The sequence below is a fragment of the Amorphoplanes friuliensis DSM 7358 genome (assembly GCF_000494755.1).
GTDB classification, from domain to species: Bacteria; Actinomycetota; Actinomycetes; order Mycobacteriales; family Micromonosporaceae; genus Actinoplanes; species Actinoplanes friuliensis.
Genome location: NC_022657.1, coordinates 64928 through 89109 on the forward strand (window position 1 = coordinate 64928; position 24182 = coordinate 89109).

General features: G+C 69.2%; 26 protein-coding genes and 1 tRNA gene. 14 read left to right on the forward strand and 13 right to left on the reverse strand.

All coding sequences use genetic code 11. The features are described 5' to 3' along the window. Both AFR_RS00300 and pknB read left to right on the forward strand, forming a co-directional pair. Window positions 1-1389, forward strand: a complete 1389-nt coding sequence (locus tag AFR_RS00300; RefSeq protein ID WP_023357291.1) for a serine/threonine-protein kinase — start codon at window positions 1-3, stop codon at window positions 1387-1389. Continuing rightward, the gene (pknB, locus tag AFR_RS00305; protein WP_023357292.1) at window positions 1386-3179 is read left to right on the forward strand and encodes a Stk1 family PASTA domain-containing Ser/Thr kinase; all 1794 of its coding nucleotides are present in this window, start codon (window positions 1386-1388) and stop codon (window positions 3177-3179) included. Before AFR_RS00300 ends, pknB begins: the two co-directional genes overlap by 4 nt. Window positions 3180-3238: 59 nt before the next feature. On the opposite strand, the gene AFR_RS00310 is transcribed toward pknB, so the two are convergent. The 4 genes from AFR_RS00310 to AFR_RS00325 form a co-directional block, all read right to left on the reverse strand. Next, window positions 3239-3889: an aminodeoxychorismate/anthranilate synthase component II gene (locus tag AFR_RS00310; protein ID WP_023357293.1), complete on the reverse strand. Its 651-nt coding sequence runs from the start codon at window positions 3887-3889 to the stop codon at window positions 3239-3241. 8 nt (window positions 3890-3897) lie between these two features. Beyond that, window positions 3898-4182: a hypothetical protein gene (locus tag AFR_RS00315; protein ID WP_023357294.1), complete on the reverse strand. Its 285-nt coding sequence runs from the start codon at window positions 4180-4182 to the stop codon at window positions 3898-3900. 11 nt (window positions 4183-4193) lie between these two features. Further along, window positions 4194-6116 (reverse strand): class E sortase, encoded by a 1923-nt coding sequence (locus AFR_RS47570; RefSeq protein WP_238547215.1) that lies wholly within the window; start codon window positions 6114-6116, stop codon window positions 4194-4196. Window positions 6117-7390: 1274 nt separating this feature from the next. Next, the gene (locus AFR_RS00325) at window positions 7391-8200 is read right to left on the reverse strand and encodes a DUF881 domain-containing protein (RefSeq protein WP_041840477.1); all 810 of its coding nucleotides are present in this window, start codon (window positions 8198-8200) and stop codon (window positions 7391-7393) included. A gap of 169 nt (window positions 8201-8369) precedes the next feature. Between AFR_RS00325 and AFR_RS00330 the strand changes: the two genes are divergently transcribed. Then, complete coding sequence (locus tag AFR_RS00330; protein WP_023357297.1) at window positions 8370-8633, forward strand: cell division protein CrgA; 264 nt, start codon at window positions 8370-8372, stop codon at window positions 8631-8633. Between the two features lie 196 nt (window positions 8634-8829). After that, a complete protein-coding gene (locus AFR_RS00335; protein ID WP_023357298.1) occupies window positions 8830-10971 on the forward strand; it encodes a (Fe-S)-binding protein in 2142 nt (713 codons plus the stop codon). Here AFR_RS00335 and AFR_RS00340 read toward each other — a convergent pair. Next, the gene (locus AFR_RS00340) at window positions 10968-11630 is read right to left on the reverse strand and encodes a GOLPH3/VPS74 family protein (protein WP_023357299.1); all 663 of its coding nucleotides are present in this window, start codon (window positions 11628-11630) and stop codon (window positions 10968-10970) included. The two genes, AFR_RS00335 and AFR_RS00340, sit on opposite strands and share 4 nt — an antisense overlap. 101 nt (window positions 11631-11731) lie before the next feature. On the opposite strand from AFR_RS00340, the gene AFR_RS00345 reads away from it, so the two are divergent. The 5 genes from AFR_RS00345 (at window position 11732) to AFR_RS00365 (ending at window position 16459) form a co-directional block, all read left to right on the forward strand. Then, window positions 11732-13066, forward strand: coding sequence for a hemolysin family protein (locus tag AFR_RS00345; protein WP_023357300.1), 1335 nt, complete (start codon window positions 11732-11734; stop codon window positions 13064-13066). Further along, complete coding sequence (locus tag AFR_RS00350; RefSeq protein WP_041841621.1) at window positions 13059-14084, forward strand: hemolysin family protein; 1026 nt, start codon at window positions 13059-13061, stop codon at window positions 14082-14084. Before AFR_RS00345 ends, AFR_RS00350 begins: the two co-directional genes overlap by 8 nt. Window positions 14085-14149: 65 nt before the next feature. Beyond that, window positions 14150-15034, forward strand: a complete 885-nt coding sequence (locus tag AFR_RS00355) for a LamG domain-containing protein (protein ID WP_023357302.1) — start codon at window positions 14150-14152, stop codon at window positions 15032-15034. 82 nt (window positions 15035-15116) lie between these two features. Further along, the gene (locus tag AFR_RS00360) at window positions 15117-15635 is read left to right on the forward strand and encodes a SigE family RNA polymerase sigma factor (protein ID WP_238547216.1); all 519 of its coding nucleotides are present in this window, start codon (window positions 15117-15119) and stop codon (window positions 15633-15635) included. Next, entirely contained in the window at window positions 15632-16459 is an 828-nt protein-coding gene (locus tag AFR_RS00365) for a hypothetical protein (RefSeq protein ID WP_148307827.1), read from the forward strand. The genes AFR_RS00360 and AFR_RS00365 overlap by 4 nt, the downstream gene beginning before the upstream one ends. On the opposite strand, the gene AFR_RS00370 is transcribed toward AFR_RS00365, so the two are convergent. Continuing rightward, window positions 16449-17657 (reverse strand): helix-turn-helix domain-containing protein, encoded by a 1209-nt coding sequence (locus AFR_RS00370; protein ID WP_041840478.1) that lies wholly within the window; start codon window positions 17655-17657, stop codon window positions 16449-16451. The two genes, AFR_RS00365 and AFR_RS00370, sit on opposite strands and share 11 nt — an antisense overlap. 49 nt (window positions 17658-17706) lie before the next feature. Then, window positions 17707-18228 carry an NUDIX domain-containing protein gene (locus AFR_RS00375; RefSeq protein ID WP_023357306.1) on the reverse strand — a complete coding sequence of 174 codons (522 nt, stop codon included), beginning with the start codon at window positions 18226-18228 and terminating at the stop codon, window positions 17707-17709. Window positions 18229-18497: 269 nt separating this feature from the next. Between AFR_RS00375 and AFR_RS00380 the strand changes: the two genes are divergently transcribed. Then, on the forward strand, window positions 18498-18782 hold the full coding sequence (locus tag AFR_RS00380; protein WP_023357307.1) for a type II toxin-antitoxin system RelE/ParE family toxin: 285 nt from the start codon (window positions 18498-18500) through the stop codon (window positions 18780-18782). A 19-nt stretch (window positions 18783-18801) separates the two neighbouring features. After that, window positions 18802-19092, forward strand: a complete 291-nt coding sequence (locus tag AFR_RS00385; RefSeq protein ID WP_023357308.1) for a helix-turn-helix domain-containing protein — start codon at window positions 18802-18804, stop codon at window positions 19090-19092. Window positions 19093-19405: 313 nt separating this feature from the next. Here AFR_RS00385 and AFR_RS00390 read toward each other — a convergent pair. Beyond that, window positions 19406-19476 (reverse strand) — tRNA-Gly (locus AFR_RS00390). A gap of 145 nt (window positions 19477-19621) precedes the next feature. Continuing rightward, complete coding sequence (locus tag AFR_RS00395) at window positions 19622-20134, reverse strand: pyridoxamine 5'-phosphate oxidase family protein (RefSeq protein ID WP_023357309.1); 513 nt, start codon at window positions 20132-20134, stop codon at window positions 19622-19624. A gap of 75 nt (window positions 20135-20209) precedes the next feature. On the opposite strand from AFR_RS00395, the gene dcd reads away from it, so the two are divergent. Next, a complete protein-coding gene (dcd, locus tag AFR_RS00400; protein WP_023357310.1) occupies window positions 20210-20788 on the forward strand; it encodes a dCTP deaminase in 579 nt (192 codons plus the stop codon). A 249-nt stretch (window positions 20789-21037) separates the two neighbouring features. On the opposite strand, the gene AFR_RS00405 is transcribed toward dcd, so the two are convergent. Next, window positions 21038-21781 carry a hypothetical protein gene (locus tag AFR_RS00405; protein ID WP_148307828.1) on the reverse strand — a complete coding sequence of 248 codons (744 nt, stop codon included), beginning with the start codon at window positions 21779-21781 and terminating at the stop codon, window positions 21038-21040. Between the two features lie 89 nt (window positions 21782-21870). Here AFR_RS00405 and AFR_RS00410 point away from each other — a divergent pair, with 89 nt between their 5' ends. After that, window positions 21871-22530, forward strand: coding sequence for a carboxypeptidase-like regulatory domain-containing protein (locus AFR_RS00410; RefSeq protein WP_041840479.1), 660 nt, complete (start codon window positions 21871-21873; stop codon window positions 22528-22530). 60 nt (window positions 22531-22590) lie between these two features. Continuing rightward, complete coding sequence (locus AFR_RS00415; protein ID WP_041841625.1) at window positions 22591-22863, forward strand: YciI family protein; 273 nt, start codon at window positions 22591-22593, stop codon at window positions 22861-22863. Here the strand turns inward: AFR_RS00415 and AFR_RS00420 are convergent. From AFR_RS00420 to AFR_RS00430, 3 genes are all read right to left on the reverse strand, one after another. Then, window positions 22860-23147: a hypothetical protein gene (locus AFR_RS00420; protein WP_148307829.1), complete on the reverse strand. Its 288-nt coding sequence runs from the start codon at window positions 23145-23147 to the stop codon at window positions 22860-22862. The genes AFR_RS00415 and AFR_RS00420 overlap by 4 nt on opposite strands. Window positions 23148-23182: 35 nt before the next feature. Next, window positions 23183-23488 (reverse strand): SCO4225 family membrane protein, encoded by a 306-nt coding sequence (locus tag AFR_RS00425; RefSeq protein WP_148307830.1) that lies wholly within the window; start codon window positions 23486-23488, stop codon window positions 23183-23185. Window positions 23489-23553: 65 nt separating this feature from the next. Further along, window positions 23554-24102 carry a phosphoribosyltransferase family protein gene (locus AFR_RS00430; protein ID WP_023357316.1) on the reverse strand — a complete coding sequence of 183 codons (549 nt, stop codon included), beginning with the start codon at window positions 24100-24102 and terminating at the stop codon, window positions 23554-23556. Between the last annotated feature and the right edge of the window lie 80 nt (window positions 24103-24182).

Sequence of the window (24182 nt, forward strand, 5' to 3'; positions counted from 1 at the left end):
ATGATCAGCCCTGGGGTCACCCTCGGCGGCCGGTACCGCTTGGACGAGCGGATCGCCGGTGGCGGCATGGGCGATGTCTGGCGTGGCACCGACGAGGTGCTCGGCCGGACGGTCGCCGTGAAGATCCTGCTCCCGGCCCTGCTGGACGAGCCCGGTTTTGCCGAGCGCTTCCGCGGCGAGGCCCGGACCATGGCCACGATCAACCACCCCGGTGTGGTCGACGTCTACGACTACGGCAGCGACCAGCAGCTCGCGTTCCTGGTCATGGAGTACGTCGAGGGTGACGCCCTGTCCCGCACCCTGAGCCGGGTCGGGCGGCTCACGCCGGCCCGCACCATGGCGCTGGTCGCACAGGCCGCGGACGCGCTCCAGGCCGCGCACGCGAACGGCATCGTCCACCGCGACGTCAAGCCCGGCAACCTTCTGGTACGCCCGAACGGCACCCTGGTCCTCACCGACTTCGGCATCGCGCGCTCCGCCATGGTGGGACAGCTGACCGTGGCCGGCTCGGTGCTCGGCACGGCGTCCTACATCTCCCCGGAGCAGGCGTCCGGCGCGGTCGCCACGGCGGCCTCCGACGTGTACGCCCTGGGCGTTGTCGCCTACCAGTGCCTTTCCGGTCACCGGCCTTTCGACGGCTCGACGCCGATCGAGATCGCCATGAAGCACGTCCGCGACACCCCGCGCCCGCTGCCCGCCGACATTCCTCAGGCGGTCCGCGCGATCGTCGACCGTGCCCTGGCCAAGGACCCGGGCGCACGCTGGCCCACGGCCTCGGCGATGGCAGCCGTGGCTCGGCAGGCCGCGTCCTCGCTCACCACGCAGGTTCAGCAGCCGGCCGTCAACGGCTCGTCGGCCGGACGCCCGCAGTCGGGCGGACCGACGATGACCCGGCCGCAGTCCAGCGGCCCCTCGATGGCGAACAGGCCGCACTCCGGTGCGCCGACGTCAGGCCCGGGCGGGCACCCGATGTCGGGGCAGGGCCGTCCTCCGTACCCGCCCATCCCTCGTCCCGTGTCGGGTGCGCAGGCGCGGGGTGCGGCTTCGGTGCCGCCGGCCCAGCAGCCGTACAGGCACCCGTCGGCGCCGCCGATGCAGCAGCACCAGCCGATGCAGGGCGGCAAGCAGGCCGACGGTTCCGGCGGCCGGCAGGTCCTCATCGTGCTGGCCGTGGTCCTCGCACTGCTGGTCCTGCTGTGCGCCGGCGTCATCTCGTTCCTGCTCAACCAGGGCAACACCAACGCGATGGGCGATCACGGGAACCGGTCCACGGTCGTGGTGGCGGGTTCCGCTGATCAACGGACGTCCGCGACGTCGTACCGTCTTACGAAGCAGGCTGCTGCTCCGCACAGCCTGAACCACGCGACCGAAGGACGACAGACGTTATGACGGCGCAGGCCCGCCTGCTCGGTGGCAGGTACCAGGTCGGCGAGCTGCTCGGCTACGGCGGCATGGCCGAGGTACACAAAGGCCGTGACCTGCGCCTGGGTCGTGACGTGGCGATCAAGATGCTGCGTACCGACCTCGCCCGTGACGCCACGTTCCAGGAGCGGTTCCGTCGTGAGGCGCAGAACTCCGCGGCGCTCAACCACCCGGCGATCGTCGCCGTCTACGACACCGGCGAGGAAGTGTCGTCGGCCGGCGAGAAACAGCCGTTCATCGTCATGGAGTTCGTCAACGGCCGGACCCTCAAGGAGGTCCTGGCCGCTGAGCAGCGCCTCCAGCAGCGCCGCGCCCTGGAGATCATCGCTGATATCGACGCCGCGCTGGAGTTCAGCCACCGGCACGGGATCATCCACCGGGACATCAAGCCCGGCAACGTGATGATCACGCAGAACGGCCAGGTCAAGGTCATGGACTTCGGCATCGCCCGGGCCCTGGCCAGCGGTGCGACGACCATGACGCAGACCAGCGCGGTCATCGGCACGGCGCAGTATCTGTCGCCCGAGCAGGCCCGCGGCGAGTCCGTCGACGCCCGCTCCGACGTGTACGCCGCCGGTTGTGTGCTCTTCGAGCTCCTGGTCGGACACCCGCCGTTCGTGGGTGACAGCCCGGTCAGCGTGGCGTACCAGCACGTCCGCGAGGATCCGAAGGCGCCGAGCGACATCAACCGTGAGGTCTCGCCGGACGTCGACGCGATCGTGCTCAAGGCCCTCGCCAAGAACCCGCTCAACCGGTACCAGAGCGCGCAGGAAATGCGCGCTGACGCGTTGCGGGCCGTCTCCGGCCGCCCGGTTCTCGCCACACCGGTGATGAACGAGGCCGAGACGATGGCGATGGCCGGTCCGCCGATGCGTCAGCAGACCGCGATGACCCGGACGATCCCGGCCGGTGGTCCGCGCGGGCCGCAGCCGCCGGAGCGGAAGACCTCGTCGTGGGTGATGGCGGTGCTGGCCGCACTCGGCGTGCTCGCCGTCGTGGCTCTGGGCATCGGCCTGACCCTGGCCAACAGGAACGACGACCCCGAAACGCCGGCGACCGCTGCCGTTCCGAAGGTCACCGGTCTCTCCGAGAACGACGCCCGTAAAACGCTGACGGACGCCGGCTTCACGGCGGTGACGGTGGGCGACCCCATCGAGACCGACGACTGCAAGGACAGGGTCGAGAGGCAGACACCGGAAGCGAACGCAACCACGCGGGTCGACCAGGCCGTCACTCTCCAGCTGTGCAGCAGCCCCGCGCCGACCAAGGTGCCGACCGGGCTGGTGGGCAGCACGAGGGATGCCGCCGAGTCGGCGCTCGAGGACGCCAAACTGAAGCCGAAGTTCGTGGAGAAGGACAGCTCCGCGCCCGAGGGTCAGGTCCTCTCCGTCGAGGACGAAGGTGACGAGGTCAAGCGCGGCACCACGATCACGGTGACCGTGTCCCGCGGCAACCTCAGCCCGGTGCCCGACGTGCGGGGCAAGCTGCAGGACACCGCGATCGCGCTGCTCGAACAGGCCGGTTTCAAGGACGTCAAGGTCCAGGAGACCAACCAGGAAGGGCCCGTCGGCACGGTTGTCGAGCAGACCTTCGCCAACCAGAAGAAGTCCAAGTCGACCACGATCACGATCACGGTCATCGTCGCTCAGGAACCGGAACCGGGTGATTCGACCGACCCGACCGACCCGACCGACCCGACCGATGGACCGGGCGCGGGCGGCGACGGCGGCGGTCTCGACGGGATCATCGGCAACTGACACCACGAAAAAGCACCGCGGCGCTCTTCCCGGCCGCGGTGCTTTTTGCTGTCAGAGGTTCAGGCGCCGGCGAAGGCCGAACGGCGGCGGGTCTCCACCTCGGCGGCCAGCTCGGGTGCACGGTCCAGCGCCTCCGGCAGGCCGCAGGAGGCCAGCCAGTTGGCCAGCATGGTGTGACCACCCTCGGTCAGCACCGACTCGGGGTGGAACTGCACACCCTCGATCGGCAGCGTGCGGTGCCGCATCGCCATCACCACACCGGACTCCGTCCAGCCGGTGACCTCGAGCTCCTCGGGCAGCGTCTCGGGCAGCACCGCCAGCGAGTGGTAACGCGTCGCCGTGAACGGGTCCGGCAGGCCGGCCAGCACACCCGCACCCTTGTGCTGGACCGAGGACGTCTTGCCGTGGAGCAGCTCCGGCGCCCGGGTCACGGTGCCACCGAAGGCAGCCCCGATCGCCTGGTGACCGAGGCACACACCGAACATCGGAATCTTCCCCGCGTACGCGGTGATGACGTCCATCATGATGCCGGCGCGTTCGGGCGTACCGGGGCCGGGGGAAAGAAGGACCCCCGCGGCGCCGAAATCGGCGACGTCGGCGACCGTGATCTCGTCGTTGCGCCGCACCTCGCACTCGGCACCGAGCTGGCCGAGGTACTGCACCAGGTTGAAGACGAACGAGTCGTAGTTGTCGATCACGAGGATGCGCACGGCGTCACCTAGCTGGCAGTGGGTTCGGGGTCGTTCGTGTGCTCGTTGTACGGGATCTCGTCCGGCCCCAGCCCGGGGTCGTCCGCGCCGGGAACCGCGTTCGGGTCCTGCTCGGCGGGGCCGCCCTGCTCGGTGCCCGTCCCCACCTGCACGTCGTCGAACGGCAGCAGCGGGGTCGCCCACGGGAAGACGACGTACCAGAGGAGCGCGCCGATGGCCGCGGCCATGGCCAGCGAACCGGTCAGTTTGCCCCACAGGCCGAAGGGCAGCTTGCGCCAGATCCAGGCATACATGACGGCCCTCCTTACGCCTTCGTCTTCTTCATCTCGGCGGGCTTGCCGGCCTCGGGCTGCGAGGCGTCACGCTTGACCGTGTCGACCAGCTCGGCGTGCACGATGAGCCGCTGATAGTTGTTGAACTTCGGGTTGCACGTGGTCAGCGTGAGCATTGCCTTGGTCGGCTTCGCGTTCGGCTTGCCCGGCACCGGTGCCACGACCTCGACAGCGCTGGGCTTGACGACCTCACTGCGGCTGACCTTGTAGACGTACCAGTTCGTCCTGGTCTCGACACCGATCACGTCACCCGGCTGCAGCTCGTCCAGCCGCCAGAAGATCTTCCGGATCCGGTGGCCCGCGACCGAGAAGTTACCGACCTTGCCGGGATCGGCGGTGTCCGGGTAGTGCCCGGGCGCGTACCGGATGTCCTGCGGCCGCACGCCGTTGACAACAACCCACTCCATGCCCAGCTTCGGGATGTAGAGCCGCCCGACCAGGTTCTTGCCCGGCGCGGCGGGCGCGGCCTTGGTCGGCCCCGCACTCGGCGCCACCGTCGGGTCGTTCCACTGATCGTCCAGCTGGTTGGCCAGCGTGTCCTGCTCGTTCTCGACCTTGGCCGAGTTGCCGAACACCTCGTACCCGGCAAAGAGCAGCACGATCAGCCCGAACGTGATCATGAGCTCGCCGGACACCCGGACACCGGCCCGGATCCGCGAGCCCAGCGTGGGGCGGGTCAACTCGGAGTACACGCTCTTGTAACCCTCATCGGTCTGCTCAGGTCGCAGCTTCACGACCTTCTCCCCACGCCGTGGCTTGTCGCCCTCGTCGCCGCCCGCACCGGCGTCCGGCTCGGCCGCCACCGCGGCCGCAGCCGCTGCAACCGAAGCGGCGCCCTTGTCACCCGGACCCGGAGGCAGAGGGGTACGCACAGAGCCGCTCACGTCCGGAGTTGACGGGCTGCCGGCCTTGGGCCGGACAGAGGGGAGCAAACCGGTCGGCGCATCCGCTGTACGAATGATCGCAGTAGCGGAGGGATCTGACCCGTTCTGCGGCGCGGCGTGTTCACTGCCGGCCTGTTGTCCACCGTTCTGGCCGAAGCCGGCTGCCTCGGTGCCGGGGCCGCGGCGGCGGAGCAGCCCGGCGGGTTCGGCAACGTCGGACCCGGCGTCGTGGTCGTCGGCGGACGTGAGCCCGCGCGCCCCGAAGCCCTGAGAGCCGCCGCCTGCCGACCACTGCGCACCGGAATCGACGCCGCCCATGGCCGACCGCGCGGCGAGGCCCTGAGGACCCGCGTCGCCGGCCGGCCGTGATGTGCCGCTCGCCGACCGCGGCGCGCCGAAGCCGTCGCCGGCCGACCGCGGTGTGAAGCCCTGAGGGCCGGCGTCACTTGCCGGGGCCGGTGTGCCGAAGCCTCGAGGGCCGGCGTCGTTCCCGGACCGCTGCGCTCCGAAGATCTCGGCGGCCGACCGCGGTGTGTCGAAGCTCTGAGCGCCGGCGTCGGTGGCCGCCCGCCGGGAACTGCGCGCCCCGAAGGCGTCGGCGACGGATCGACGGTCGCCCGGTGCGTCGCGCGCGAAGTCGCCGGGCGCTGACCGTGCGCCGTTGGCCGGTGCGAAGCCGTTGGTGGTCGGACTGTGGTCGCCGCCCAGCGCCGAGAAGGTCCCGGTGGCGAGTGACTCACTGTCATTGGCGTGGTGGCGTTCGGCGGGCGTGGAACGGGGGCCGAAGCCGTTGTTCGCCTCGGCGTGTCCGTTGTCCTGCCGGAAGGTGCCAGCTGGATAACCGTCGGAGGCTTGCTGAGCTGCGCCATTGCGACGACCGAAGGACTCCGCGGCACCCTGAGGCGCCCTGAAGCCGTCAGCCTGGGGCTGTGCGCCGTTGTCGCCGCGGGCGTAACTGCTCGTAGGCGTGGGGTAGACGTCGTTTTCCGCTGCAGCTCCGTTGGCCGGCAAGCGACCGCCTGCGGCACGGCCGAAGCTGTCACCAGCCGGCACGTCGCCCGCGGGCCGCGCAAAGCCGGAGGCGGATCGACCGGGATCAGCCGGGCGGGCCGAACCCACCATGGGCTGAGCGGCACCTGCAGGCCGCGCAAAACCGTTCGCACTCTGCGGTCGCGCAAACTCCGAAGCGTCCGCGTCAGGCCGCGCGTAACTCGCTCCGGGCTGATCATCCGCGTAAGGAGCGCCGGGCCGCCCATATCCCGCGGCGGCGGCGGTCTCGGGCCGTGCGTAGCCAGCTGCACCTGGACTGACAGGTTCGGGCCGTGCGTAGTCGGCCGCGCTCGGGCTGACAGGCTCCGGCCGCGCATAGCCGGATGCTGCGGCGCCGGCGGCTGCAGGTCGTGCGTATTCGGCGCTGGGTGCGACCTCAGGCCGCGCGTAGCCCGCCGATGCAGCCGTCTCGGGCCGCGCAAAGCTGGACGCAACCTCAGGCCGACCCTGATCGGCTGCCTGAGCAGCCGTCTCGGGCCGCGCAAATCCAGCCGCGCTCGCAGCCGCCGGCGGACCGAAGGCGACAGGCGCGCTCGCAGCCCCCTGCGGGCCGAAGGCGACAGGTGCGCTCGCAGAAGCCTCCGGCCGGGCAAAACCAGCCGCGGGCCGGCCGAAGTCGGCGGGTGCGCTCGCAGCGGCAGGCCGGACGACTTCGGCAGGCGGGGGAGCTACCTCGGGCCGGGCGAAGCCGGGGGCTCCACTGTTCGGGCGGACGTACTCGGCGGCAGCCTCAGGCCGCTGCGCACCTGGCACAACCGGCTCAGCAGCTGCTGACGCGGCGGCGCGCGCGGAGGCAGCCTCCGCCTCGGCGGCAGCGAAGAAGTCGAAGTCGGTAGGCGCACCCACGACAGGTTTGTCACGCACCGGAGCCGGCACCGGACTGGGCGCCACCACCGGGGCCGGAGGCTGGGCCGGTGTTTCCACCTTGGCGGCGGCACGGGCTGCGGCGGCGGCGCGCGCGACCACAGGATCCACATTCGACGCCGCGGGCGAGTCCGTGTGGATCACCGCGGTGTCGGCGGGCGATGCTGTGTCCGTACCGGAAGGGCCGGAAGAGCCGGAGGGGTCTGGGGGCCAGGCAGCGCCGAGGCTGACCGGGGGGTCCAGGGGGCCGCCGGGGACGCCGTCGGGTGACGCGTCGGTGATCCGGGGGATGAAAGCGGTTTGTGCGTCGCCGTCCGGGGCGCGGTGGCGCCCGGAGTTCGCCGCGCCCTCCTGGGCGTCCGACGTTTCCATCACTCGGTGACCTCGGCGGATCGGAGGTCACTCGACCCGTCGTACGCCCGCACAGTCACGTTCCTCTCGACGGTTTCCTGATAGCCGAGGCCGAAATCGGCGACAGCGGTCCGGAATTGCTGGACTCCTTCTGCGGACTCCAACGCCCGGTGCATCGCTGTGGGTTCGCCGATTGCCGTGATCTTGAATGGCGGCGAGAAGACCTGGCCGTGAAGCAGCAGCGTGTTGCCGACACAGCGTACCGCGCTCGTGGAGATGACGCGGACATCCATGATCGACATTGCCTCGGCTCCACCAGCCCAGAGGGCATTCACCACTGCTTGGACGTCACCCTGGTGGACGACCAGATCGTCGTTCTCCGGCGCGTCGACGCCGGTGCCGGTGATGCGTTGGGGGGAGTCGTTGAGACTCACCGTGATGCCGGGGCCACGGAGAGCAGTAAAACCTGCTCCGCCGCGCATGGCATCGGCGCGTGCGCGAGCCGACTTGACCGGCTCGTCCACGTCTGCGAGTTTTGCAGCGTCCTGGTCGACGGCGGCTCGGAGGTCCGCGGCGCGTTTCTCGCGGCCGTCGAGCCGGGTGCGCTTGTCGGCGATCAGCTGCGCGAGCTGGGGACGGCGATCGTCGCGCAGCGAGGTGCCGTCGGCTGTGGTGGCCGACGTCGTGAACAGCAGGCCGGCTGCCAGGCCGATCAACGGAACTGCGATCGACCAGCCGCGCTGGCGCTGACCGGGCCGCCGCGGACGCAGCCCACCCAGGGCTCGTCGCAGGACAAGTCGCCACGAGGGCGCCCCCGTGGTGTACTCCACGTCGGTTGTCCTCCCTCGGCTCGGCCGAAAAACCCACCTGCGGGTGCCTGTACGCGCGCCGCCTTGACTACGCTAGCTATCGAACAGTATTCGCCACGGGCAGCTTTCGGGGTCCCCGGAGCCGCTCAGGGGTGGGTTGTTCACCACTTGTTGCCCTCAGGAGAGCACCGTGCCGAAGTCACAGGTTCGAAAGAAGAAGGTCTACACCCCGCCGACGGACATCCGTCCGGCTGCGGCGGCGGCCTCCAAGAAGCCGAGTCCGGTCTGGCTGCCGATCACCGCGGTCGCTCTGATCGTCTTCGGCATCTCGTGGCTGGTGGTGTATTACCTCTCGGAGCAGCAGTACCCGGTCGAGGCCTGGCGGTACTGGAACCTCCTGGTGGGCTTCGGCTGCATGGTTGCCTCGCTGGGCATTCTGTCCCGCTGGCGCTGATCTCCCCCGTCGCGGTGCCGGCTCAGCCGGTACCGTGATCTTCGTCTGATTTGTCCGACAGCGCACCCCTGCCGTCCATTTATGGGGTGCGCTGCCGGTTGAGATCTGCAAAGTCGACGGAGATGCCCGCGCGCAATCTGATTACTCGTGGGTAACATGGGTCGGCGAGCCAGCCGATCGAGGAGGCACAACGCCCATGGGCACTGCGCAGATCATCGCCACCGTCCTGGCGGCTGCGGTCACCATCGTCGCCGTGGCCCTCGCGGTGCGTGCCGTCATGCAGATGACCGCGGTGATCCGTCAGGGCAAGCCCGACCCGGAGCGCTTCGGCGACAAGGGCGCCCGGACCAAGACGATGCTGGTCGAGACGGCCGGGCACACCCGCATGCTCAAGTGGGGTGTTGTCGGCGCGGCGCACTGGTTCGTGATGGTCGCCTTCGTCGTGCTGTCGCTGCTGGTGCTCGAGGCCTACTTCGAGGTCGTCAGCCCCGAGCTCGGTCTGCCGGTCATCGGCCACTGGGTGGTCTTCGGTCTCGCGACCGAGTGGATCGGCGTGCTCGGCACGATCGGCATCCTGGTCCTCGTCGCGATCCGGCAGCGTGACAAGCGCAAGAAGGTCTCCCGCTTCACCGGCTCGACGATGTGGCAGGCGTACTTCGTCGAGGCCATCATCATCGCCGTCCTGATCTGCGGTTTCCTGATCCGCGGCTTCAAGGTCGCCACCGATCACTTCGAGTACCCGTTCTGGGCCACCCCGGTCAGCCACGGCATCGGCGCGCTCCTGCCCGACTGGGAGAACGGCGCCACCTGGACCGCACTCGTCAAGATCCTGATCTCGATGAGCTGGCTGATCACCATCTCGCTGAACGTGACGATGGGTGTCGCCTGGCACCGCTTCCTGGCGTTCTTCAACATCTACTTCAAGCGCAGCCCGAAGAAGCCCGCCGGCTCCGGCATGGGCGCCCTGCGGCCGATGATGAGCCAGGGCAAGCCGCTCGACTTCGAGGAGGCCGACCCCGAGAAGGACCAGTTCGGCGTCGCCCAGGTCGAGCAGTTCACCTGGAAGGGCCTGCTCGACTTCTCGACCTGCACCGAGTGTGGTCGCTGCCAGTCGCAGTGCCCGGCGTGGAACACCGCCAAGCCCCTCTCGCCCAAGCTCATGATCCTTTCGCTGCGCGACCACGCGTACGCCAAAGCGCCGTACCTGCTCGGCGGCGGTGGCAAGGATCTGACCGGTGAGGAGAAGGCGACCGAGGCGCAGCTGGCGCACATGGACGTCCTCGCTCTGGCCGAGGGCAACCGGCCCCTGATCGGTACCGAGGAAGAGCAGGGAGTCATCGACCCCGACGTGCTGTGGTCCTGCACCACGTGCGGCGCGTGTGTCGAGCAGTGCCCGGTCGACATCGAGCACATCGACCACATCGTCGACATGCGTCGCTACCAGGTGCTGATCGAGTCGAGCTTCCCGTCCGAGGCCGGCGTCATGCTGCGCAACCTGGAAAACAAGGGCAACCCGTGGGGTGCGCCGCAGAACACCCGTGAGGACTGGACCAAGGGTCTCGACTTCGAGATCAAGCGGGTCGGCGAGGAAGAGTTCGACTACCTGTTCTGGGTCGGCTGCGCGGGTGCCTTCGAGGACCGCGCCAAGAAGACCACCCGCGCCGTCGCCACGCTGCTGCACGAGGCCGGCGTCGACTTCGCGATCCTCGGCGAGGGTGAGACCTGCACCGGCGACCCGGCCCGCCGCATCGGCAACGAGTTCGTCTTCCAGATGCTCGCCCAGCAGAACGTGGAGACCCTGCAGGAGGCGAAGGTCAAGCGGATCGTCGCGACCTGCCCGCACTGCTTCAACACGCTGGGCAACGAGTACGAGCAGCTCGGCCTGAAGGTCGAGGTCGTGCACCACACGCAGCTGCTGGCCCACCTGGTCGCCGAGGGCAAGCTGACCCCGGTCCAGCCCGTCGACGGCGGCGTGACCTACCACGACCCGTGTTACTTGGGCCGGCACAACCGCGTCTTCGAGGCGCCGCGTGAGGTGCTGGGCAGCGCAATCGAGGGCGGCCTGACCGAGATGCCCCGCAACTCCGAGCGGTCCTTCTGCTGCGGCGCCGGCGGCGCCCGCATGTGGATGGAGGAGAAGATCGGCAAGCGGATCAACGTCGAGCGCACCGAGGAGGCCCTGGCCACCGGCGCAAAGACGATCGCCGTGGGCTGCCCGTTCTGCTACACGATGATCGGCGACGGCGTGACCGGCAAGGGCGAGCAGGAGAACGTCGAGGTCATCGACGTCGCGAGTGTCCTGCTCCGGTCGATCAAGGGCGACAAGGCTCCCGCCTAGGACGTGGTGGCGGTCGCGCTCGTGGCCGCCACCACGGTCATGATGATGGCCAGCTGGATCTCCTCGATGGCCTTCTTGACCGCGTCGGCGGCCCAGGCGCCCTGCGAGATCTCCTTCAGCCGCGTCTTGACCAGGTTGCGGTCCAGGTCGCGGAAGACCTTGCGGTCGAGGTCGGTCGCGGCCACGAGGGCGCACAGCGCGGCCGTCCGCGGCTCGACAGCTTCGGTCCGCGTCACCGCGGCGGTCAGCCGTTGCCGCGCCTCGGTCTCCGGGATCGGCCGGCCTCCGTGCGGTGCCGGATACCGCGTACGCGGAAAGACCAGCAGCACCTTGTCCTGCTCCCGCACCAGCACTTCCTGGCTGACGAGGCGGTCGAGGGTCAGCTTGCGGGCGTCCTTGGCAAATTTGGTCACCCACTGGCCGGGCTTGCGCTGCTTGTCGTCGGCGACGATCCGCTCGAGGGCCTGGTCGACCAGCGGGTCACCGGTCGGCGTCCCGTCGCGGACGATCACCTTTTTGTCCTCGACGTCGACGCGGCCGGTCAGCGCCAGCTCGAGCAGGAGGGCGCCGCCCAGACCGTTGTCGAGGCGCATGGTGTCGGTGTCCGGTGCGCCGTCGTCGCCGTAGGCCAGCAGCGCGAACTCCTCGGCAAGGTTCATCTCCTGACGGTAACGCCCGCGACGCTTCACAGCGTTGTGGTGGACACGAGCACACGCCGGTCGGGGCGTTCCGGCACAATGAGGGCCGAGGTGAACCGATCATGGACGGCCTGTTCCTCAGCGCGGTGCTCCCGCTGGCTGCTTTTGCGCTGCTCACCGCGGGCAACGCGTTCTTCGTGGCTGCCGAGTTCGGACTGGTCACCGTCGACCGGGTCGAGATCGCCAAGCAGGCCGAGGCCGGCGACCGGCGCGCCCGCACCGTGCAGAACGCTCTTCACGAGCTCTCGTTCCAGCTCTCGGGCACCCAGCTCGGCATCACGCTGACGGCGCTGCTCACCGGATATCTGGCCGAGCCGGCACTTTCCCGGCTCTTCCGGCCCGCGATCGAGCCGCTTTTCGGCGGGGCCACCGAGACCGTCACCCACGTGCTCTCCCTCGTGTTCGCCACGCTGGTGTCGATGCTCTTCGGCGAGCTCGTGCCCAAGAACGCGGCGCTGGCCCGGCCGATGCGGGTGGCGCTGGCGACGGCTGCTCCGCTGCGTACCTTCTCGAAGCTCTTCAAATGGCTGATCAGCGCGCTCAACGGATCGGCGAACTGGCTGGTCCGCCGGCTCGGCATCGAACCGCAGGAGGAGCTGGCCAGCGCCCGCTCACCCGAGGAGCTGGGCCTGCTCGCCGCGATCAGCGCCCGCGCCGGCGCGCTGCCGACCGAGACCGCGACGCTGCTGCGCCGCACGATCCGCTTCGGCGAAAAACGCGCGGCCAAGGCGATGACCCCGCGCGTCGACGTCGTCGGCCTCAAGACCACCGCCAGCGTGGCCGATCTCATCGCCACCTCACGGCAGACGGGACACACCCGCTTTCCTGTGTACGAGTCGACTCTCGACCTGGTCGTGGGGGTCGTCGGCATCTCGGACGCCCTGGGTGTGCCACCGGAACGCCGCGCCGCGACGCCGGTGTCGTCGGTGGCCCGCGAGCCCGTCCTCGTCCCCGAGAGCCTCGACCTCGACAAGGTGCTGGCCGCACTGCGGGCCGCCGACGCCGACCTGGCGATCGTCGTCGACGAGTACGGCGGCACCGACGGCGTCGTCACGGTGGAGGACCTGATCGAGGAGCTCGTCGGCGAGATCGCGGACGAGTACGACCTGGACTTCACCGAGGCGGGCAGCGTGGAGCTGACCGCACCCGACGGCGACAAGACGTACCTGGTCGACGGGCTGCTGCGCGAGGACGAGGTCGCCGAGCAGACCGGTTTCCGCCTGCCCGAGGGGCCGTACGAGACGCTGGCCGGCTTCCTGCTGTCCCGCCTCGGGCACATCCCGGTCGCCGGTGAGTCGCTGGAGGACGACGGCTGGGAGTTCACCGTGATGGAGGTCGACCGCCACCGCATCGAGCAGGTCCGTGTGGTCGCGCCGCCGGAGCCCGCCGATGACTGAGCTGCTGGTCACCGTGGTGTTGCTGCTGGGCAACGCGCTGTTCGTCGGTGGTGAGTTCGCGCTGATCGCGTCCCGGCGTACGGCGCTGGAGCCGCTCGCGGCGACCTCGCGCCGGGCCCGCTGGGCGTTGTCGGCGATGAACCAGATCCCGTTGATGATCGCGGGCGCGCAGCTCGGCATCACGATCTGCTCGCTGGGCCTGGGTGCGATCGCCGAGCCGGCCCTCGCGCACCTGGTCGAGGGCCCGTTCGAGGCGATCGGCATGCCCGAGCGCGCGGTTCACCCGGTCGCGTTCGTGCTGGCGCTCGGTGTGGTCGTCTTCCTGCACACCGTGGTCGGCGAGATGGTCCCGAAGAACATCACCCTGGCCGGCCCGGAACGCTCGGCGCTGGTCCTCGGCCCGTTCATGCTGGCGTTCTGCACGGCCACCAAGCCGATCCTGACCGCGATGCGCTGGGCCGCGAAGATCGTGCTCTCCCTCTGGAAGGTCGAGGCGACGGACGCCGTCAAGACCGTCTTCACCGCGGAGGAGCTGGCCGGCATGGTCACCCAGGCGCGCGCCGAGGGTCTGCTCGGCACGGAACAGTACGCCCGGATCCACGCCGCGCTCGGCCTCAACGTCCGGACCGCCGCGGACACCCTGCAGCCCTGGTCGGGCGTCACCACGGTCGCCGACGACGCTTCGCCCGCCACCATCGAGGCGATCGCCACCCGCAGCGGCCGGTCACGCTTCCCGGTCGTGCAACGCGAGACGCGGCGGGTGCTGGGCTTCGTGCACGTCAAAGACATCCTCGGGTACGAGGGAGCACAGCGCCGCCTCCCCATTCCCGCCGAGATCATCCGTCCGCTGGCCGTGGTGCCCCCGGAGCGCACCCTGGCTGACCTGCTGCTCACCATGCGCCGCGACCGCCGGCACATCGTGCTCGTCAGCGACGGCCGACGTCCGCTGGGCGTGATCGCCCTCGATGACGTGCTGCACGCGGTCGTCGGGGAGCCGTCCGTCCGCAGCGTGGTTTAGCCCACATTTGCACCGACTCGGAGTTTGCAGACCCCCTTTAATGGTCTCATCCGGACAATAGCGGCATGTTCGACAACCGACGGTCTTCGCGAAGCGCACGCCCGCGCGTCAGCCCCTTCGGCGTGCTGGTCGCAGCCGCCGCACTCGGCGCCGGCCTGCTCGCCGTCACGCAGTTCACCCCCAAGCCCCACATCAGCCCGCAGTACGTCGCCCTTCAGCCCCGGCCCTCCGCCGGCGTCCTGACCGGCGTGACCAGTGGGTTTGCCGCCCATCAGCAGCGCGGAGGCGCCGGCCAGGTCGGCATCGCGGCGGCGCCGGTCGCAGTCCGATACACCTTCGACGGCGGCATCCACCAGCCGATCACCGACCTGGGTGGCGCGTACGCCCTTCGTCCCCTCGCCCAGAACGGCGGCACCCTGCGCCTCGTCCCGCAAGGCAAGGGCCTCGCGGTGAAGTACCCGGCCCGCTGCACCCTGACCCGGGAACGCCGCTGCCCCCGCGCCATCCTCGAAGGCCTCCGCGACGACCGCCTCAACCCGGGCACGCGTCCCATGCAGTACGGCGCGTCGGTCCTGATGACCCACGCGGACCTCTCCGATGGCGCGAACGTCTTCCAGAAGGGCTACTCGGTCGGCGGCGTCAGCCAGTTCAAGCTCCAGGTCGACCACAAACAGGGCCACCCCAGCTGCGTCATCGCCGGCCGCGCCCGCATCTACCGCGCCGAACCGTTCATGGACGTCGCCGACGGCCGGTGGCACAACCTGATGTGCGCCCGCAGCCGCAACCGCCTGACCATGGTCGTGGACGGCGTCGAACGTGCTTCGGTCCCCGTCCCCGCCACCCTCTCGATCGCGAACGCCGAACCGCTGCGTGTGGGCGGCAAAGGCCCGAACAAGGGCAACGACCAGTTCGCCGGCCAGATCGACAACGTGTACCTGACCATCAACTGAGTTCCTTGCGGTAATTTCCGTCCGGCTCCGACAACCATCGGTGTGCTGCCGTCGTCTTGTTCGCGACGAAAGGAGCAGCATGGTGCGGAGCCGAAGATTCGACGGCCTGGACACGCTGATAGCCGAGCGGGGCAACGCCCTCCTCGGCACCGCGGTCCTGCTCACCGGTAACCGTGCGGCGGGTGAAGACCTGCTGCAGGCGGCCCTGGAACGACTGATGCGGTCCTGGGGCCGGGTGCGCGAGGACCGCGAGCGGTACCTCCGGCGAACGATGTACCACCTGGCGATCGACCAGTGGCGCCACCGCCGACGGCGGCCGGAGGTTTTCCTCGGCCACGAGCCACCGGGCGGCCCCGACGCGACCGACGCCCTGGACCTCCGGGACGCGCTGATCATGGCGCTGGCTCAGCTCTCACCCCGGCAGCGAGCGGTGCTCGTCCTCCGTTACTGGGAGCAGCTCACCGAGCCGGAAACCGCCGCGGAGCTGGGCTGCTCCGTGGGCACCGTCAAATCGACAGCGTCGCGGGGCCTTGCCCGCCTGCGCGAGCTGACCTCCACCTGGGACCTCCACCACGCCACCCTGAACGGGACGGGACGATGACCACTGAGTTGGAAGCACGACTGACGGAGAGCATGCACCACCAGGTGGACGGGCTCGCCCTCTCCACCGACATCCTCGACCGCGCCACCCGCCGCCACCAGCGCCGCACCACCACCATCCGGATCGGGTACGCCCTGGGCGCCGCCGGTCTCGCCGGTGCTCTGGCCGCCGGCCTTTCCCTCGGTGGTGGCGCCGCCGAACCTCCCGCAGTCGTCCAGGCGGCGCCGGCGTCGATGCGTCTGGCGAACGCGGCCACGGCCAGCGACAACATCAGCTATCGCATCCACCTGAAGTCCGGCTCCCGCGTCGGCGACGGCGCCTTCGACCCGCGAACCGCCTCGGGCTATTTCCGGGTGCCCCAGGACGACTCCGTGACCACCGAGATCATGGTCAACGGCACGCGCTACATCGGCGGCGAACCACCCCTCGGCAAACTTCCGGCCGACAAGGGTCGCGGCGAGAAGTACGGCCGCTACGGCCAGTACCCCGGCAAGCACAAGAGCCTGTCACTCTTCGGGAACGGTGATGCCGTGGTCGGCGCAGCCGCCCCCAACCCGGCCGCGCTGTTCAAGGCCCTGTCCCAGGCCAACGCCACCACCAGCGAAAACCCCGACGGCACCTTCCACTTCGAGTACGCGACCACGACGGGCGATGTCGCTCTCAACTCCGACGGCCGGATCGCCCGGATGACCCTCACCACGACGTGGCGGTCAACAGCCAAAGGCCGCCTGGACACCGGCCGGTTCGACACCACGATCGAGCTGTCCGACTACGGCCTGAAGGTCAAGGTCAAGCGCCCGGCCGATGTGGTCCCTACGAGCTGACCTGCATCCGTTCGCTCAACCCGCGCAGTTCGCTCCCGCCGGCCTGCCGGCGGGAGCGGTCGAGCAGGGCCCGGGTCGTCTCCGCCAGCTCGGCCGACGTGTGGACGTGCTGCGGCGCGATCCGCTCCGCGGTGAGCAGGAAACGGATCGCTTCACGGTCGCGTCCGCCGATGCGGGCCAGTGCTCGTGCGGTGTCGGCGTAGTAGAAGACCTGCCGGACACCCGCGGGGATCGTTGCCGGATCGGTCCGCTGGGCGATCTCCACCACCCGGCCCGGGTCACCGTCGTCGACCTCGATACTCATGCGCCAGATGTCCACATTGGTGGGCCCGAAGAACATGCCCATCGTGTCGGTCTCACCCGTACGCTGCGCCAGCTCCGCAGCCTCGTCGAGCCACTCCCGGCTGTCGTCGAGCCGCTCCCGGCACCGGCTGGCCAACGCGGCGACCAGGTGCAACGAGCCGAGCGCCTCGGGCCCGCCGGGCCTGGCAATGTGCCGGCCGAGGTCGTCGATGGCCCGCTCGGCGATGGTCTGCCCCCGCTGGTACGACCCGCAGGCCGTGGCCGCCCTGGCCAGTATGTAAGCCGCGTGCCCCTGCAGAACCGGATCACCGGCCGCGTCGGCCGCATCCCGGCACCGCTCGGCAGCCAGGAAAGCGTCGGCGGGATACCCGAGGCTCCTCAGCACCGAGGACGCATTGGAGGTGGCATCACAGAGCAACCGCAGTGCCTCGTACCGGTCCGGCCCGGCCGTCTCGGTGTGCAGGTCACTCAGCAGCCCGGGAAGCAGCCGCGCCGCACCGGCGTAGTCGCAGGCCTGATGCAGCGCATCAACCAGCGCAACCCCACGACTCAACTCGACCATCGGCAACGCGGCCCCAGCCGGCGCCTCACTCAGGTCGATATCGATCAACGCGCGCCGCAGCCCGAGGACCCGCGCCCGCGCCGCCTTGGTCACCCGATCGGGTGCCGGCACCTCGGTGCTCACCAGATCGGCAGGCGAACACTCCAACGCCCCGGCGATGTCCGCCACCATGAACCGGTTGTCAGCCGCCTGCAGCCCACGCTCGATCCGACTCCAGGTGGCATGCGAAACCCCAGCGCGGCTGGCGGCGTACCGGACGCTCCACCCGCGAAGCAGCCTCCGGGCCCGGATGAGTCCGCCCACCGAGGTATCACCGCTACGTCGAGGCGTCATAAAACGACGCTAACCCCCCACCGCCCAACAGTGGTCCATCCTCGTACCACTACATCCGCCCACCACCGGCCAACCACTCCGCATGCTGCCGGATCCGCGACACGTCTTCGGGAAAGCAGCTCTCCCACGACTGATCCAGCTTCATCCATGCGGCAGGCTGCCCAGGCTCGCCCACCAGCGGAACCGCCGAGTCCACAATCGCGGCATAGGACAAACTCAGGCTCGCCGGCCTCTCAGGGTGATACGAGCGAACGTTGACACCGGCCGGCTGGTCGAAAAGCTCGGCCTCCACCCCGGTCTCCTCGAAAAGCTCCCGACGTGCCGCGTCACGCGGCGTCTCACCGGGCTCGACCTGCCCACCGGGCGCAACCCAACCTCGCCACGGATGCTGCACCAGCAAAACCTGCGACAGGCCCGCATCGAACACCCAGACGTCCGCCCCCAGCGGATCCTCCGGACTGTCCCCAACAACGGCCACCCACGCGGCAACATCATCAAACGCAACCCGCGCCCGACGAATATCACCCAACGCGGCCCCCAGCGACTGCCGCCGCAACTCCTCAAAACTCACGATCGCAACCTAAAGACCGGGTACGACATCGCCGCCCATGAAGGCGACCCGCCGCAAGCCCGACCGGCCCAGAAGGGCGACAAAGCTAGCTGCAGTGCTCGGTGCCCGCTCACTCCACCACCACGGAAGTCCTGTTCACGAGCTAGCCGACATACCAAGGACGGTATATGCTCGTCGAATGACCAGCCGTTACGACGTCGAGTTGGAACCCGAGGTGCGGAACTGGCTCGAGACGTTGCGGCTCAGGGATTACGCGAAGGGTCGAAGCCATGGCGGACATCCTCGCCGAACGAGCCGAGACGCTCGGCGAGCCATACTCGCGACATCTCAGCGGTAAGACACGTGAGCTGCGGTTTCACCTGGACCGCTCCGCCGTCCGGATCAGTTACTGGCTAGCCTCGGGTGCGCGAGCAGTCTTGCTGACGGTGTTCCGCAAGACCAGGCAGATCGAACGGGCTGAAGTCGCACGGGCGGTCGCCGCCCAGCAGGTCTGCGAGTCGCAGCATGAGGCGCACGCTCCCGCTACGGAGATCTACGACCGGAAATGGCGCTGACGAACGGGAGAGACAGACGATGACCACACGTCACACCCGCTGGGAACGTACCGGAGCCGACGAGCACGTCGCCGCGTACGAGGAGGCCCGTGCGGCACTACTGCTCGGGCAGATGGTTCACGACCGGCGCACCGAACTGGCAATGACACAGGCCGACCTTGCGAACCGTGCCGGCATGACACAGCCCCAGCTCTCCCGTCTGGAGTCCGGCGGAGCCACCCCGACCGTGCCTCTACTGGCTCGCCTAGCTGCGGCTCTGGACGCAGACCTCGACATCGCCTTCCGCCCCCACAACTCAGCCGCCGCTTGACCGCACACAGCAGAGCACAAAACAGCTGAGGCGCTCGCTCTAGCGGATCGTCCCAGGCGGCACCGCGCTCGCAAATCTTCGCGAGCCCGATCCTCAAGGAGGCGCCTGATGAGCGCTCATCACGCAGCCTGCAGATTCAGCGCCACTGTCATGACAACCGACGTCGCCTGATGCGAGCAAGGGAGTGACGACCAGCGCCCCCGGCGCGGGTCGAGCGACCACCGCACCGTGGGGGTCTGGGGGCTCGGCCCCCAGGCCAGAATGGCGAAATCCCCCCATCCGCGCTTTCTGCGGACAGAGGGATCCCGGGATGAGCGGGTGACGGGAATCGAACCCGCACTGTCAGCTTGGGAAGCTGATGTTCTGCCATTGAACTACACCCGCGAGCGGCCCCACTGTACCCGATCTGCGGGCGTCGTGGCGTAGCCGCCCCGAGGGCAAGACGCCGGCCGGGCGTGGTGCGGCCCAGCTCCCTCCCAGCCTGGCAGCTCCCCGCGGACGCAGGTCGCGGTGCCCGGCCGGCGGCCTGCTATCCGGTGGCGGCGACCAGGGGGCGGCCTGAGCTGCGGGCCTGGTCGTGCCACGTCTGGGTGATTGGTGGGTGGCGCAGGGTCATGGCTAGGGGGAGTGCGCCCGCCGGGCCGTGGCGGCGGACCATGGCGGTGTCGATGTCGAACTCGAACAGCCGCCAGTCGACCATCGGTGAGGCGCGCAGGGCATCGGAGAGCCGGGCGATCACGGTGCGGTCGGTCACCGGGTGGGCGCGGCCCGCCACGTAAGCCTCGTCGTCGCTTTCCTCAGGTGGGTAGGAGTGCAGGGCGTAACGCCCGTCGCGCTCCAGGTCACGGCGTTTTGCCGAGTCGACCACGAAGCAGTAGAGCCCCTCGTCGGTGACGACCGGGGAGACCGGGTGCACGCGTGGGCCGCCGTCGGCACGGACCGTGGCGAGGTAGCCCATGCCGGGACCGTACTGCTGGAGCAGCGCGCGGATGGCCGAGGCGAGCTCGGGCTCAGCGGCGGCAAATTCGGACCAGGAAGCCATGCGAACATCATATCGAACATATGTACGAGACGACCACCGAACACGCACCTTAAAGCAGGTCGGTATGGTGTGGCGATGCTGCTCTCCGACCGTGACCTGGTCTCCGAGATCAAGTCGGAAAACCTTGCTCTGGAGCCGTTCGAGCCGGAGCTGATGCAGCCGTCCAGCATCGACGTCCGGCTCGACCGCTTCTTCCGCGTGTTCAACAACCACCTCTACACGCACATCGACCCGGCCGAGCAGCAGGACGACCTCACCGCCCAGGTCGAGGTCGTCGACGGCCAGCCGTTCGTCCTGCACCCCGGCGAGTTCGTGCTGGCCTCGACCCTTGAAGTGATCACCCTCGGCGATCAGCTCGCCGGCCGCCTCGAAGGCAAGAGCAGCCTCGGCCGCCTCGGCCTGCTCACCCACTCGACCGCCGGCTTCATCGACCCGGGCTTCTCCGGCCACGTCACCCTCGAGCTGTCCAACGTGGCCAATCTCCCGATCAAGCTCTGGCCCGGCATGAAAATCGGCCAGCTCTGCATCTTCCGCCTGTCCTCCCCGGCGGAACACCCCTACGGCTCGGCCGTCTACGGCTCCCGCTACCAGGGCCAGCGAGGCCCTACCCAGAGCCGCAGCCACCACAACTTCCGCACCTGGCCGACCGCCTGAAACCAGGTCAACGGCAAGGTCAATTTCATGTCGTGCCTGGTTGCATGTCCCTGATCGTCGCTCCCGCCGAGACCGGGCGGGCGCGGCCAATCGCCTGGCGGCTCATAACCAGCCACCCCCACCCTGCCAGCTCCGTGCTCCCCAATGTGCACTGAGCTCGGCCGCCTGGCCTGAGGCTTGGCCGGTCGGGGTGGAGCAGAAACGACGACGGCCGAGCCCGAAGGCTCGGCCGGTTCGTCAGGGTGTGGGTCAGCGGAGGCGGCCCGGCCACCAGTTGCCGGTGCGGAATCCGGTCGACCACTGGTGTTCGCTGCAGTCGCGGGTGGTGGCGAAGCGCTGCTCGTCGAGGATCGTGGTGACGCCGGCGTTGTAGGTGCCGAGGCCGAAGCCGATGCCGGTGACGGTCATGCGGGGGTTGTCGCGGACGACGTCGGCGAAGGTTTTTGTGGCGGGGCCTCCGGCGGTCTTGGGGAGGCCGGCGATCGTGGTGGAGGACGTCCACAGGGGTCCGTCGAGGACGTTCCACTCGGTGCGGACCTTGCGCTGCGGGTTGCCGCCGCCGATCGTGCCGAGGTAGTAGTACGGCTCGAAGATCAGGACGCCGGCGCCGGCCGCTGTTTTCACGTAGATGTGGTACGCGGGGACGGCGGCGTCGTTGACGATGGTGTTGTCGCCGGCTGTCGTGTCCAGCTTGACGGTTTCGTAGCTGACCTCGTTGACGGTGCTCGCGAGGACGGGCCGGATCGCCGTCTGCCAGGACACCTTGTCGACGTTGGTCGACCTGGTGGTGGTCAGTTTGATGCCGTCGGTGCCGACCGTGGCGGTGGCGCCACCGATCTTGGTTACGCCGGTGGTGGTGCTGTGCTTGACGATCGAGCACGGCCGGTGGGTGGAGGCGCTCGCGGGGGTGTTCACGGCGAAGCCGGCAAGTGCGGTGGCGACGGCGGCCGTCGCGGCCACCTGCCGCCTGCTCGGGAGGGAAATAATGCTCATACTCCCATTTTATCAGCATTGTCCGTTATCATCCGCGTTCGCGGACTCGGGGCAGCATCACCAGCGCTTGATCACTACGGTGTTCGTCGATGCCTATCCGGAAGGACACCGTGTTCCGTCTGCGCTTCTTCTCCGCGTCCGTTGCTGTGCTCGCCGCTGTTGTCTTCTCCGCTTCGCCCGTTCAAGCCGCGCCTGCCGCGGCCGTGTCGGGCGGCACGATCGAGGGCACGCTCACCTCGGCGAAGGGTGTCCCGGTCGCGGGCGTCCGGGTCCTCGTCTCCTCGTCGACCGGCAAGAACGACACCCTGCCGCTCGTCAGCACCGACGAGTCCGGGCACTACACCCTGACGCCGCTGCCGGCCGGGCGCTATCGCGTCGGCTTCTACTTCCCGGAGACGATGTCCGAGCAGTGGGTGCCGAAGGCGACGCGGGAGACGCGGGGTGCATGGTTCACGGTCCGCGACGGGCAGACCACCGTGGTGGACGAGTCGCTCTTCCCGACCGGCGCTCTGGACATCACGCTGCTCGGCCGGGACACCAGCGAGCCGCTGGCTGCTTTCTGCGTCGAGGCCATCGGTGACCGCTACCTGAAGACCGGCTGCACCACGACCGGTGTGCTGCACCTCGAAGAGCTGCCGGTCGACTCCTACCTCCTCATGGTCGAGGCGGACGGCGAGCCGGGTGTGAACCCGGAGTTTGCCGACGTCATCGAGGACACCACCACCGCGGTGGCGGTCCAGCAGCGCTAGGAATGCTCGTACGATCGCGGTGAGCATTCCGCGTCTGAGAGGAACACCGCCGTGTACCTGATGATCTCGACCTATCTCGCCCCGCTGGACCAGGTCGACCAGGCCCGTGAGGCGCACCTCGCGTTTGTCGGTGAGCTCGAGAGCGCCGGTGTGCTCGTCTCGGCGGGCCGGCAGAACCCGCCCGCGGGCGGGGTCATCCTGCTGAACGTCGACACCGAGGCCGAGGCCCGCGAGCTGATGGCGCCGGACCCCTACCTGCAGCAGGGCCTGGCCGAGTACGCCGCCACGGGCTGGACGCCCACCCGGGGTGTGCTCGCGGACTGGAAGAACTAACCACTGTGGACTTCGCCGAGGGCACGACGCACGTTGTCCTCGGCGATGTCCCGCATCACCTGCGCGTTCGGGAAGTCGCCGTCGATGAGTAGCAACGGCCCGGCGACCAGCGACAGGTACTGCACGAGCCGGTAGAACGACAGCCGGGCCGGGTCCAGCGGGACGGTCCGCAGCGCCGGGTAGTGCGGCCCGAAGCGCAGTTCCAGGAACGCGTGTTCCCATTCGACGTCGTAGAACATCGCGGCCTCGATGTCGATCAGCACAGGCTCGCCGGACGGTCCCACCAGCACGTGGTCGGGGCCGGGCGGTGAAGCGGGTTTCAGGCGCGGCGGGTGCGGAGCTTGCCGACCTCGCCGACGATCGTGTTGATCAGCAGGGTGTTGAGCAGGAGGCCGGCGAGGACGCTGAGCCAGAGCATCGCCACGGCCAGCCAGCCCTCGCCGAGCAGGAAGTACGGCGCGAAGATCACCGAGACGGGCGCGGTCAGGCCGATCAGGTAGATGCCGGCGAAGGACGGCTCATGGTCGCCGGTGGCCAGGTTGCCGCCGATGAGGATGACCGCGGCCACCGCGACGGCGAAGAGGTAGATGCGGGTGGTCCAGTTACCGAAGAAGAACTTGGTCATGCGGTCCATCGTGGTGAGCGGGGCGGCCCGGTTCCTGAGTAGCGCTACTCAGTACCTACCGGTGCTCAGCTCAGATCGTCGCCGGTGAGCAGTCCTCGGATCTTCAGCTCGGCCGAGATCGCCGGGTTGCACTCGTCGACGATCACCGCCGTGCCGATGACCTGCGCACCCAGCAGACCCAGGAGGCTGGTGAGCCCCCTGGCCTGGGCGCCGGTGGCGGCCCAGTCGTCCACGATCAACACGCGATCCGCCGGGCCGACGAGGTGGGTGCGCACGCCGAGATGCTGCTGGTCACCGCGGTGATCGGACGGCACCGCGGCCCAGGTCATCGGCTCGGCGATCGGCCGGCGCGCCCCCGCCCTGTACGCCTCCACGAAGCCGGTGCCGAGCGCCCGGGCCACGAGCGGGCCGATCAGGAAGCCGGTGACCTCCGGCGAGACCACCACGGTCGGTTGTGATCCCGCGAACAGTCCGGCCAGTCCCGGACCCAGTCCGTCGAGCACCAGCGGGTCCCGCCACCAGCCGGAACGGTCGCTGACGAGCAGATCGGTGCCCGGACCGGGGTCGGTCCAACGGAATCCGGCGCGCAGCCGGTCTCGCAGGTCGGAAGCCACATCTGTCATGGTGTCATCGGGGGTGCGGGTCCCTACCGCCGAGTGGGCAGAACCTGCTCAGACTAGGGGTCAACTTGATG